This is a genomic window from Halalkalicoccus paucihalophilus (assembly GCF_001593955.1).
In the GTDB taxonomy this organism is placed as follows: domain Archaea; phylum Halobacteriota; class Halobacteria; order Halobacteriales; family Halalkalicoccaceae; genus Halalkalicoccus; species Halalkalicoccus paucihalophilus.
The window spans coordinates 642,752-654,882 of the sequence record NZ_LTAZ01000004.1; the positions used below are offsets into that span (position 1 = coordinate 642,752).

Sequence of the window (12,131 nt, forward strand, 5' to 3'; positions counted from 1 at the left end):
TGTTCTGTCTTCCCTACTCCCAGTCGAGCTCCTCGATCCTCGCGCCGGGAGCGTTGTGCTGGACGCTTCGGAGCCCCTTGATCGCGTTTTGCTTGCTCGAATAGCCCTCGCCGCCATCGGCGATGATGTTGCCGTTTCGGTGCACCAACCGCCAGCGCCACTCGCCCGCCCTGTCCCGATAGACCTCGAAGCGTCCCTGACTCGGTTCGGGACGATCCTCTGTGTCAGGCGCGAACTGTATTCCGACGTCGGGTTCCGGCGGCTCGATCCGCTCGGCGCTCGCCTCCTTGCTTTCGTTCCACTCCATCTCGAGTTCGATCCCCAGTTCGCTCCCCTCGTCCCCGGACTCGCGTTCGACCTCCACGTCGAATACGGCGCGCTCGGACGGCGTCACGGCGACGGTGTACTCGCCGTCGCGGACGGTCACGGAACCGTCGCCGTCCAGTTGTGCGGCGAGCGCCCGAAGATAGGCGGCGATCTCGCCGCGGCTCCGTTCGGCTGCGAACTCGAAAAGGGTCTCCTCTTCCATGACTGAAATACGGCGGATGCGTATAAAAAGGCGATCAGATCTCGACCTGACCGCGGACCGCGGGCTGTTCTTTCATCGGTGCGTGCTGGATCTCGCCCCAGGTGTGGCCGATAACGTAGTAGGCCGCCACGGCGGTGTAGAATCCCACGAACGCGCTCGCGATGAATCCGAGAATCGGAACCACGTTGAGCAGGCTCGAAACCACCCCGCCGACGACGATGATCGCGAAGGCGGTCAACCAGCCGGTGGCGTAGGTCCTGTCGACGAGCACCCGTCGCATGGTCGCGGGTTCGAAACCCGCACCGATGTGGCGGGTCTCGGCGAAGTTCGCCATCGCGGCGGGCACGGCGTAGGCGACCAGCAGGGTCAGCGCGAGCCAAACCAACAGGCCCACGAAGACCCCGATGCCGCCGATCGCGCCCAGCACGTCGCTGCCGCTCGCCCCGAGCAGGCCGCCGCTCACGAGGAACGCGAGCAGGACGACCGTGGGTACGAGCGCGTAGACGAACGCGATGGCGCTCGCCTTCAGCCCGTCGACAATCAGCTCGCCCCACTCGTCGAAGACCGGCGGTTCGTCGTCTCCTCTCGCGGTTCTATCCAGTACCCGTACGAGGTAGCCCGCGACCGCGAACAGCGGAACGAGCAAGAACGCAAAGAGCGTCATAACCCCGCCAAGGAGCACGGTCGTGACGGCGTCGTCACTCTCGTTGAGATACCTGATCGCCTCCGAGATCATCGGCCCTTCCCCTCGTTCGAATCGCTATACGCTACACTGGTATTCGTGATGTTCATCGTATCCCTCTTGCTGATCGCTCACAACGTGAGTGCTCAGTACCCAATAGTCGCTCCGCGAGAGCTTAAACATTTGCGTAAGAGACCCTCTAAAATTTGCACGTTTAGACCATCTTATCGGATATATCGACATCTCGAAATTCCCCGTCTTCGAAATGTCGGTCAACGTTCGCCGGTTTCCCGGTCGCGGCGGTCCGATTTCGACGCTGAATCCAATCAAAAACCGCTCACAGCCGCTTCGAGACGTACGGGCCGGTCGCACTTTTGCTCGCTCCGATCGCAAAGATCTGTCACGCGGGACGATGGTCCCGCTGGACACCACTGAGATTCTCTCAGTGAGTGCACTAAAAACGCTATAACCGCTTTGAGACGTACGGACCGTCCTGATGATAGCCGAGTTTGGTTCGGTAGTACTCGCGCGCGCCGATCCCCGAGATGACGCTTAGCTTCCCGAAGCCCGCCTCGCGTGCGAGGTCCTCGGCGGTTTCCATCAGGCGGCGGCCGTACCCCTTGTGCTGCCAGTCGGCGTCGCTGGCCGTCCCGACGCCGAGTTCGTTGCCGTAGACGTGGAGTTCGCGGATCAACGCGGCGTTATCGAGTTCTCGACGGACCGTCTCACCCGGGAACCGCAGCCGGCAAAATCCTATGAGAAGGTCCTTTTCGGGATCTTCGAAGCTGATGAACTTCTCGACTCCGCCCGCCGCCTCGTACTCCATGACGTCGAGTTCGACTGACTCGGGTTCCTCGTCGTTCATCCCGACCTCCCGACAACGGATGCAGTCACACGTCCAGCCGTGGTCTCTCATGCGCTTTCGGGCCAGTTGCCGGAGGTTCGACTTCCAGACGCCCGCGTCGATGAAGTCCGCGGGGATGTCCCGTTGGACGCGCTGAAGCCGGACGTATTTGGGCAACATCGATTTGATCTCCGCGACGAGTTCGGCGGCCTGCTCGTTGGTCAGGGGTTCGAACTCCCCGCGGCGCCACTGGTCGTAGGTGCGGGTGCCCCGGACGACGAGGTTGGGATAGATCTTGAGGTAGTCGGGCCGCCAGTTCGGGTCCGAAAACAGTTGGCGGAAGTCCTCCCGGCACATGTCGAGGCTCATGCCGGGCTGGCCGGGCATCATGTGAAAACCGACTTTGAACGCCGCGTCGCGCAGTCGACGGTTGGCGTCGATGCTGGCCTGTGCCCCGTGACCACGGTGCATTTCCCGATTGATCCGCTCGTAGGTGGTCTGGACGCCGACCTCGACCTTCGTTCCCCCGAGCCGAAGCATCCGGTCGATCTGTTCGGGATCACACCAGTCGGGTTTGGTCTCGAAGGTCGTCCCGATGTTTCTCACACTGTTCGTCTCGTTTTCGGCGATCACGTCCTCCAGGTACGAAAACTCGTATTCCTCGTGGCTCTGAGCGAAGCTCTCGCCCTCAGCGGGCTCGGGTGGGTCCTCGCGGTCGAAGTCGTTCATCGCTTCGAGAGCGCGCTTGACGAAGTGCTCCTGATAGTCATGAGAACGGGCGGTCATGGTCCCGCCCATCAGGATCAGTTCGACCTTGTCGACCGGATGGCCGATCTCTCTGAGTTGGGCGAGCCGGAGCGTGACCTGCCCGTAGGGGTCGTAATCGTTCTGAACCCCGCGGGCGGCCGCCGGCTCGTGACCGGTGTAGCTCTGGGCGCTGTCGAACTCGCTTGCGGGCCCGCCCGGACAGTAGAGACACTTCCCGTGGGGACACATGTGTGGCGAGGTCATGATCGCCACGGGCGAGACGCCCGAAGCCGTGCGAACGGGCTTCCTGCGAAGCACTGCTTCGGCCTCCTCCCGGCGGTCGTCGGGTGCTTTCGCGAGGATGTCGCTGTTGGTCGGCACCTTCGGCGAGGAGAACTCCGAACAGACCTCGAGCTTGGCGGATTCGACGTCCTCGCGCTCTATTTCGCCGGCGAGAACGCGCCGTGCCAACTCCTCGCAGGTCCGCTCGAACGCTTCGGATTCCGCTGGTTCGGCGTCGGTACTCATTCGGTTGTCGGATCCTCCGAGGTTCTGCGGAATAAGGATATCGGCCTACGCGGCGAGCGAGGCGGCTTCCTCGATGGCCGCCTCGCGGACCGCCTCGCGCTCGCCGATCAAGAAGGAGAGTCGACCGCGACGAACGCCGGCGGTGAGCACGCCGCCCTCGGGCACGCGTTCTGTGACCCGCTTGCCGAATTCGCGGACGTCGAACGCCTCGGTGCTTCGGATCTGGAGGTCGGCCTCGTCGAGGCCGACGACGACCAGTCGCTCGTACTCGGCGCGCAGATCCCGGAACAGCGCGTCAAGCAACAGTGCCGTCGGCGGGAAGTCGAAGCGGTGGGTGAAGGCGTCCGTATCGAGGACGGCGACGGTCACGTCACTCTCCTCGCGGATCGCGACGTGCGGGCGCACCGCATCGAGTTCGTCGTCGAGCTTCGCACGGAACTGCTCGCTGACGTGCGAGGCGAGGCTCCGTACCTCCTCGTCGCCGGCAAAGAGCAGATCGGCGATGAGTTCGCGCTTGTCCTCGTAGGACTGGTAGTACGCCTCGAGCGCGACGGCTTCCCGGAGCTCGCGGGTGGTATCGGTGTCGTAGCCCGCCTCGCGTGCGAGGTCGGTGTACGCCTCGGGGGCCTCCTCCCAGTAGCTGACCGCGGGCAGGTGGGAGATCTCCTCGCGCACGTCGTTGACGCCACAGGCGACGTTTGCAGCGAGAACGGTGGTCGTGACTGAATCCTCGTCGGGAACGACACCCTCAACGAGGTCGGCCGTCTCGAAGCCCGAATCGGCGTCGATGACGAGCCGGGAGACGTCGTAGACGTCGAGTAGCTCGATCCCGTCGCGTGATTCGGCGGTACTACCGGTGTCGACGAGCACCACCAGCGGGAGCTTCTCGTCGTGGCGCTCGTGGTTGTCGAGCATCCGGGTGACGTCGCTGGTCGCGCCGCCCATATCGTAGTCCTCGCCCTCCAAGGGCTGGCGGTCGAAGTAGTGATACTGGGCGTCGTCGCGGTCGTGTTGTTCTCGAATCAGCGGGAGAACGGCCCGCTCGATGGCCACCCCGGCGACATAGCCGTCGGCGGTCGCGGTGTGGCGGAGCACGATCGGGCGGGACTCGATGACGGCCCGGCGGATCTCGCCGGCGGCGTCGGCGATCGCGTCGGTGAGACCGGCGAGCGCCGGGTCCTCGGCGAGGGGTTCGACCTCGCCGGGATGGGCCTCGGCTTCGAGCGCGTCGTCGAGTCGAGTGACGACGGCGTCGGCGTCGGCCTCCGCGAGCGGTTTCAGCGACTCCGTTTCGACCTGTATGCCGCCGCGACGGCGCTCGACCTCGCCGGTCAATCGAATCAGATCTCCACCCTCGATGTCGGGATACGCGCGGACGCCGGCCTCCTTGAACGCCGCGCATTCGGCGACGCCGGACTCGTCGCGGACCTCGAAGATCGTCGGCCCGCCGGTCTGGCGGATATCGACGACTCGCCCTTCGATACTGACGCGCTCGCCGATCGATTCCTCGAGGGCCTCGACCGTCACCCGTGCGGGCGGCCCCGTCTCGATCGGTTCGGGGGTGGCTGACTCGGATTCGACGGTCGCGGTGCCGCCGTTGGTCGACAGTTCGGACCCCCCGTCGTCGCGGGATTCGGGTTCAGGTTCGGGTTCCGATCGGGGTTCGGGTTCATGCTCGGGAGCCGGTTCCTCCTCTTTGCCGGGGAGATAGTCCCCTTCCGGACTGTCGATGGCCTCGCCGCGGAACTCCCGAGACGACTGCCGGATCGACCACGAGAGGTCGATGTTACCGTTGTCCTGAACGCCCGTGACCTGGACGTAGACGGTGTCGCCCTCGTCCCAGTCGAGGCTCTCGAGACGCCGGTCGAGTTCGCTTCGGTGCAGCAAGCCGGTGACCGAGTCGCCGATATCGACGAAGACGCCGAAATCGGCGAACCCGTCGACGGTCCCTTCGTAAAACCGACCGGCGGTGAGCTGGTCCGGACGGCTCCCCGTGAATCGGAAGGCGACGTCCTCTTGGTGTGAACGACAGACGACCCCGTCGACCGAGGTGCCGCAGATGATACATTGACCCATTTAGAAGGCCAGAGTGGTCCCGCACTAAAACGGTTGTCGAAACGTCGCTCAGCCGGCCGTTCGGATCCCCTCACCTCACCGTCGAAAGTAACGCCTCTATCGCCTCGAACCCGCCGAATCCGACCCCGAACACCGCCGCCGCCGGCAGCGCACAGAGTGCCGTCGCCCACGGGAGCGATACCGAGTGGATCTCGTGGATACCGATCACGAACAGGACGGCCCCGTATCCGGTGGCGAGCGCCTGAACGGCGGGTATCGGAACCCCGACCAGAACGCAGGGTGCTGTCGCGTAGCCGATCACCTGTACGGTCTCGCTGACCCCGGCCCGATCGGGGGCGAACGGGAGCAACAAGAACGTCTGAAGCGCCGCGGTGAGATGCAAGACGAGCGGAGCGACGAGTGCGGCGATCACCGAGAAGACGAGCGCGACCGAGAGGAGGCGCTGATTCCCGAGCGTCGGATAGGGCGACCCGACGACCGTCTCGCCCGCGAGGGCCAGTCGAAGCAGGGAGGCGGCCGTCACCACACACACGGCGAAAACGAGGCCTGGCGCTTGATCCCCCGGAGCGATCCCGACCCGATAGAACCGTCGGGGGCGCAGGAGCACCTCGACCCACGCGCGAGCGATCCCACGGGGCCCGCGTTCGCGCCCGCCGGTCGGGTTCTCTACCCACTGTGTCACGTCCCGACTAGACGCTACGCAGGGTATGTCTGTTGCGACATCGCGCCTCGGAGGACTCCTCGGCTTCGACCGAATGGTAGGATCTTCGCCGTGGGCGAGGTCCTCGATTTCGTCGGCGAACGGATCGCAGTCGATCACCTCGATTCAGCCACTACGGGTTTGGACGACCGGGTACAACGGTTTTCCGATCTCCCGGCTCAGTCGTCGGCCGCGCCCACGTTCTGTTCGCTCTCGAAACAGTCGGGATCCGGTTCGATGTTCGCATACCTGACCACTCGCTCCCCGAGGATCCGAACCCGTTCTGCGGTCTTCTCGTCGACGAACTCGCCGTTCTCGAAGGCACTGTTCGATCGGGGCACGGCCGCCTGATGGGGAAGGACCCACGCGTTGAGCGCCCGACAGACGGATCTGAGGTGGTCGAGGGCAGTGATCGGGAAACTCCCGCCGGAGACCGCGAGCAAGCCGACGGTCTTGTCCTCGAACTCGTCGAACCCGCAGTGATCCAGCGCGTTCTTCAGCACGCCCGAATACGAACCGTGGTACATCGGCGTCCCGAGCAGGATCGCGTCGGCCTCCCTAACCCGTTCGGTGAACGTTTCGACGCCCTCGGTCTCCTCGTCGTCGGTGTTCAGCGGCGGGAGGTCGTATTCGCGCAGGTCGAGCAGGTCGCCCCTCCCCCCGGCGTCCTCGACGCCCGAAAGCGCCTCGCGGAGCGCGGTCCTCGTGTGACTCCCCTCGCGGAGGCTCCCGGTGATCGCGACGACGTGTGGTGGACTGGCCATGTCCCGAGTAGGGACGAGGGCGGGGAAAGTCTACCGTCCGGTCGGTGGAAGCGGTCCGTGTCTCAGACCCCGATACCGAACACGAGCGCTCCCGCCCCGATCGCGATCGCGTAGATCGGGATGACGTAGCGCCACACCGCGTTCGGGACGACGCCGACGAGATACGGAGAAACCAGCGCCGCGCCGATCCCGCCGACGAAAACCGACGGGAGGAGCGAGAGATCCACTCCGACGCCGTAGATACGCAACAGGAGGAATGCGACCACGCCGACCAGCGAAACGATCCCCTTGGCCAGCGTGGTGACCGCGACGGCGCTTTTCTCGTAGACGCCCGAGAGCACCTGCCCGAGCGTCACCACGGGTCCGTACCCGCCACCTCCGATTCCCTTGTTGATCCCGGCTAACAACGCGAACGCAACGAGTCGACGGGGATGTGATCCGGCGCTCACACGCAGACGCGCGCGGACGAGACCGATCAGCCCCATTCCCATGACCAGCAAAGCGACGTAGAGTTCGATCACCGTCCCCGGCACCGGGAGCGCGGCGTAGACGAGGACGATCGAGACGACTCCGGCGATTCCTCCGACCCCCGCAAGGAGAGCGAGCAGTTTCGTGCTCTCGTTGATCGGCCGGAACGAGAAGGTCGCGTTGTCCATCTCGTGGTGGACGACGCCGGCGGTGAGGCCGGTGAACAGTTCCGAGAAGAGCAAGACCGGAACGACTTGCAGCGGATCGTACCCCAGGGCGAACAGCGCCGGCGCCAGTGCGGTGCCAAAACCCATCCCCGCGGCCGAGTCCACCAATTCGAACGTAAACGCCAGCAGAACGACCAGTGGAAGCACGACAATTGCTGTCCCACCGATGGATTCCGGGACGAACACGAGGCTGAGGACGACCATCAGATACACCCCCGCGAGGGCGACGAGCCGTCGGATCGTCCTCCGGGGAAGCCGGACCCGCTCGGCGACCGTCCGCTCGGTATCGAGTCGGCGTGCGGTCTCTCCGACCCTTCCGACGCCGACGATCGACTCCGATTGTGATCCCTCGTTACCCGTCATCCCGTCCGTTCTCCGTCAGGGTCGTCCACGAGCACCATCCCCGACATACGTCGACCGGGACGATAATACGGGGGCTTTCGAGGAATCAACGGGTCGTACTGCGAGAAACACCTTGGCGATCTGCTACGGAAAACTACCGTCTGAGTCGCACTTGGTCGCCCTCGACCTCGACCAGACCATCGGATTCGAGGTCCCCGAGCAGTCCCCGGAGCCACTGTTCGCCGTCCTCGCCGCCGTAATCGACCCGCACGCGGGGTCCCAACTCGTCGAGCGACAGCTCCTCGTACTCCTTCAACACACGAATCGCCCGCCCGCGTTTCTGCCGCCGAGACCCCTCGAACGTCGGCTGGGTCGGCACGTCCGGCGCGGTGAAATCGCCGGTCGCGTACGCGGAACACCACTCACGAAACGGGCATCCAGCTTCCTCACAGCGCGGCGTTTTCTGACACGCGACCCCGCCCAGTTCCATGATCGCGTTGTTCCAGACCCGGGACTCGCCGACGGGCATGAGGTTTCCTGCTGTTTCCTCGAAGGCCGAATCGTCGTCGGGAACGTCGAACGCCCGATACAGCACGCGCTTGACGTTCGTATCGACCACCGCCTCGCCGTTGTTGAATGCGAAGCTCGCCACCGCGTTGGCGGTGTAGGGACCGACGCCCTGCAGTTTCTGGAGTTCCTCCGGCTCCGTCGGGAACTCCCCGCCGAACTCCTCTCCCACTTGGCGGGCCGCCTCGTGGAGGTACTTCGCGCGGTTGTTGTAGCCCAGCCGGTGGTCGGTCCAGAACCCGACCACCTCGGAGCGATCCGCCGCCGCGAGGGTCTCGGGGTCGGGCCACCGTTCGAGGAACTCCTCCCACGCCTCTTCGACCCGTCCCAACTGCGTCTGCTGGCTCATCACCTCGCTGACGAGAATCGCGTACGGGTCGTCGGTCCGTCGCCACGGGAACTCCCGGTGGTCCGACTCGTACCACGCGATCAGTGACTCGCGTACCCGGTCGAGGTCCGTCGGCAACGAATCCGCACCACTCATTCACCCGGAAGACGGCTCGCACCGGTTTAGTCCCCGCGATCCGCTCACCACAATTCGTCCCTTCCAATAATGTAATAAAGTATATGTTTGTTGGAATATACTAATGAGTATGAACAAACAGCAGGGGTTTCTCCTCCTCCTCCTCGTCGGGCTCTCGGGACTGCTGGGTCTGTACGTCGTGCTTCCGTTCCTCGAGTACGTGCTTGCGGCGGTCCTCCTCGCGTACGTCCTCCACCCGTTTCACGCACGGCTCGCCCCCCGGATCGGACCACGACTCTCCCCGATCGTCCTGATCGCGTTCGCGGGGGCGACCATCGTGTTCCCGTTTGTCCTCGTTTTCGCCGTACTCGTTCGGGACGTGGAGGCGATCGCGGCGGGCGAGAGCGGCCTCGAGATCGCGGAGATCGAGGGACGCATCGCGGCGTATACCGGGCGCTCGGTCGACCTCGAGCGGTGGCTCCGAACCGGGGCCGAGACCGTCTTCGAGCTCTCGTTCGACGGCATTACGGAACTGTTCGGGGCGGCGCTCAAGGCCTCGTTCAGGCTCGCGCTCGTGCTCTTTTTGCTCTATTACCTGCTCAAGGACGGCGCGTGTTTCGTCTCGTGGCTGAAGGAGGCGACGCCGTTGCCCCCGGACGTCACCGACCGGCTCTACTGTCGGATCGACACGACCACGTGGGCGGTCATCGTCGGCCACGTCTTCGTCGCGTTCGTCCAGGGGATGGCCGGCGGAATCGGGCTCCTGATCGCGGGGGCTCCAAGCCCTGTCTTTTGGACCGCCGTGATGATCCTGCTCGCGCTCCTCCCGTTGATCGGGGCGTTCCTCGTGTGGGCACCCGCCGGGATCTACCTGGTGTTGGTTGGGCAGCCCTATGCGGGCCTGTTCTTGCTCGTCTACGGGGTCGTCGTCGTGAGCATGATCGACAACTACGTCCGCCCGGTCGTCATCGACTCGCGGGCGCGGCTCAACCCCGGCGTGATCCTGATCGGCGTCTTCGGCGGGATCTACTCGCTGGGATTCGTCGGGCTGTTCGTCGGCCCGATCGCACTGGGCGTTCTGGGCGCGACCCTTGCGACGTTGAAGAACGACTACCACAGGCTCTGATCGGCCTGTCGGATCCGGCGCGGGTTGTCGCCTCCCGGTAGCCTTTCCGTGCGACGCACCTCCGATCACTCGATGGTATCAGACGCACTTGAGGGCGACGTCGCACTCGTTACAGGAGCCTCCTCGGGTATCGGCGCGGCGACCGCACGCGCACTCGCCGAGGAGGGGGCGGCCGTCGCGCTGGCGGCCCGCCGCGAGGAGCGCCTCGAAGAGCTGGCGGACGGGATAAAATCCGACGGGGGCGAGGCGCTTGTCGTACCGACCGACGCCACCGACGAGGAGCAGGTCCGTGAGATGGTCGAGGAGACCGTCGAGGAACTCGGCACCCTCGACGTGCTCGTAAACAACGCGGGCGTCATGCTGCTCGAACCGGTCGCGGAGGCCGACCCCGAGAACTGGCAGCGGATGCTCGATCTCAACGTTCAGGGGCTGATGGTCGCCTCGCAGGCCGCCCTCGGTCACATGCAAGAGCAGGGATCGGGCGACATCGTCAACCTCTCGTCGGTCGCCGGTCGGAAGGCGTACGCGGGATCGAGCGGCTACAACGCCTCGAAGTTCGGCGTCACGGCCTTCTCGGAGGCGCTTCGCGAGGAGGTCGCCGACAGCGATATCCGGGTCACGACGATCGAACCCGGCGCGGTCGACACCGAACTCGCCGAACACATCCCCGACGAGGATCAGAAGGAACAGATCGAGGGGATGATGGACGAGATGGAGCCGCTCCGGCCGGAGGACATCGCCCGCTCGATCCGCTTTGCGGTGACTCAGCCGACCCACGTCGATATCAACGAGCTCCTGATCCGTCCGACCCGACAGGAGCTATAGCCGGAGTCGAAACCCGTATTCGGCCGCCGGCCGGATCGGTGGTATGAGTCTCGACGAACTGACTACGGACGTCGAATCGACCTACGCCGACCTCGACGACGAGCTCCTGGTTTCGCTCGACAGCCAGACGAAGAACGAACTTTCCCTTCTGAGCGCCGCCCTCGGTCCCGAAACTACTGCTGATCTCGTCCGACGGGCGGTTCACCTGCTCTTTCAGTCGACGACCGACACCGGCCAGCTCGACTTCCACCTCCGGCAGGGTTACGACGTGACCTACGACGAATACCTCTCGGGGATGACCTATGAGGAGATGAGCGGCGGGATCTCGCCCTCTCAATCTGACGACAAGGAACGGCGCTACCAGTTCTAACGAACGCCCTCGGCACGCACTGGCGTGCGTGCTTCGCCCTTTCCATGTCCGGCCAGCCTTCCCCCGTCGATTCGCGGCCAGCGACCGCGAATCGAGGCCGCCGCCTCCGCAGGGAAGACTCATGTCGGTAGTTCGTATTGACTCGTCAGTCGTCGGAGTAGGCCTGTTCGAACGGTCTGGGGGGCAATCGGAGTTCATCGAGGCCGGGCAGGTGTTTGACGTTGTAGACGACCCGCATCTCGTCGGTGGTCGGGGAGCCGTTGCACGAGAGCCTGAAGCCCCGATCGAGCATCTCCGGGGGAAGGACGTGGTTGGTCGGCATCGACAGTTCGCCCTCGGCGAGCGCGATCGCGCAGTTCGCACACGCCCCGCCCCGACAGGCATAGGGCCACTCGAACCCGCGGTTCTCGGCGGCCTCCAGCATCGACTCGTCGGAGTGGACCAGGATCCGACCGTAGTCCGCCGTATCGAGATCGGCGTCAGCGGCCTTCTCGAAGAGGTCCTCGTCCCCGAGGTCCCACCCGTGATCGGCCAGTACCTCGTAGTTGAGATACTCGACGCGGGCGTCCTCTCCGTCCTCCTCGTCGGCGTTCTCACCTCCCTCGACGTGTTCGGGGTCGGAGAGCTCGCGTGAGGCATGTGACGTGACCTCCTCGTAGGCCGCCCTGACCGCCTGGAACTCCCGTATCGAACCGCCCTGATCCGGGTGAGCCTCCAGTATCCGTCGTCGATACGCGCGATCGATCTCCTCGTCGTCCGCACCCGGATCGATCGAGAGGACGTCGAACGGGGACTCCATGCCCCCGGTAACGGCGTCAGGAATAAATCTCTCCCGATGGCGTCGACTCGCGGTCGCGACCGGCCGCCAGCCCC

The 12,131-nt window shown here is 64.8% G+C and carries 12 protein-coding genes; 3 read left to right on the plus strand and 9 right to left on the minus strand.

The window, feature by feature from the left end; all coding sequences use genetic code 11:
- Positions 1-13: 13 nt before the first annotated feature.
- The 8 genes from HAPAU_RS08490 to HAPAU_RS08525 form a co-directional block, all read right to left on the minus strand.
- Positions 14-529, minus strand: a complete 516-nt coding sequence (locus tag HAPAU_RS08490; protein WP_066381559.1) for an HVO_2922 family protein — start codon at positions 527-529, stop codon at positions 14-16.
- Positions 530-563: 34 nt separating this feature from the next.
- The gene (locus HAPAU_RS08495) at positions 564-1,265 is read right to left on the minus strand and encodes a DUF4013 domain-containing protein (RefSeq protein ID WP_066381561.1); all 702 of its coding nucleotides are present in this window, start codon (positions 1,263-1,265) and stop codon (positions 564-566) included.
- 409 nt (positions 1,266-1,674) lie between these two features.
- Complete coding sequence (locus HAPAU_RS08500) at positions 1,675-3,330, minus strand: tRNA uridine(34) 5-carboxymethylaminomethyl modification radical SAM/GNAT enzyme Elp3 (protein ID WP_066381563.1); 1,656 nt, start codon at positions 3,328-3,330, stop codon at positions 1,675-1,677.
- Positions 3,331-3,375: 45 nt separating this feature from the next.
- Entirely contained in the window at positions 3,376-5,406 is a 2,031-nt protein-coding gene (locus HAPAU_RS08505; RefSeq protein WP_066381565.1) for a DHH family phosphoesterase, read from the minus strand.
- A gap of 70 nt (positions 5,407-5,476) precedes the next feature.
- Positions 5,477-6,088 carry a YIP1 family protein gene (locus HAPAU_RS08510; protein ID WP_066381567.1) on the minus strand — a complete coding sequence of 204 codons (612 nt, stop codon included), beginning with the start codon at positions 6,086-6,088 and terminating at the stop codon, positions 5,477-5,479.
- Between the two features lie 197 nt (positions 6,089-6,285).
- On the minus strand, positions 6,286-6,870 hold the full coding sequence (locus HAPAU_RS08515; RefSeq protein WP_066381569.1) for an NADPH-dependent FMN reductase: 585 nt from the start codon (positions 6,868-6,870) through the stop codon (positions 6,286-6,288).
- A gap of 62 nt (positions 6,871-6,932) precedes the next feature.
- Positions 6,933-7,928, minus strand: a complete 996-nt coding sequence (locus tag HAPAU_RS08520; protein WP_066381571.1) for a TSUP family transporter — start codon at positions 7,926-7,928, stop codon at positions 6,933-6,935.
- 133 nt (positions 7,929-8,061) lie between these two features.
- Positions 8,062-8,958 carry an A/G-specific adenine glycosylase gene (locus HAPAU_RS08525; protein ID WP_066381574.1) on the minus strand — a complete coding sequence of 299 codons (897 nt, stop codon included), beginning with the start codon at positions 8,956-8,958 and terminating at the stop codon, positions 8,062-8,064.
- A 109-nt stretch (positions 8,959-9,067) separates the two neighbouring features.
- Between HAPAU_RS08525 and HAPAU_RS08530 the strand changes: the two genes are divergently transcribed.
- From HAPAU_RS08530 to HAPAU_RS08540, 3 genes are all read left to right on the plus strand, one after another.
- Complete coding sequence (locus HAPAU_RS08530) at positions 9,068-10,063, plus strand: AI-2E family transporter (RefSeq protein ID WP_066381576.1); 996 nt, start codon at positions 9,068-9,070, stop codon at positions 10,061-10,063.
- 72 nt (positions 10,064-10,135) lie between these two features.
- The gene (locus HAPAU_RS08535; RefSeq protein WP_066381578.1) at positions 10,136-10,888 is read left to right on the plus strand and encodes an SDR family oxidoreductase; all 753 of its coding nucleotides are present in this window, start codon (positions 10,136-10,138) and stop codon (positions 10,886-10,888) included.
- 43 nt (positions 10,889-10,931) lie between these two features.
- Entirely contained in the window at positions 10,932-11,258 is a 327-nt protein-coding gene (locus HAPAU_RS08540; protein ID WP_066381580.1) for a hypothetical protein, read from the plus strand.
- A 145-nt stretch (positions 11,259-11,403) separates the two neighbouring features.
- Here HAPAU_RS08540 and fer read toward each other — a convergent pair whose 3' ends face one another.
- Entirely contained in the window at positions 11,404-12,057 is a 654-nt protein-coding gene (gene fer, locus HAPAU_RS08545) for a ferredoxin Fer (RefSeq protein ID WP_066381582.1), read from the minus strand.
- Positions 12,058-12,131 lie beyond the last annotated feature (74 nt).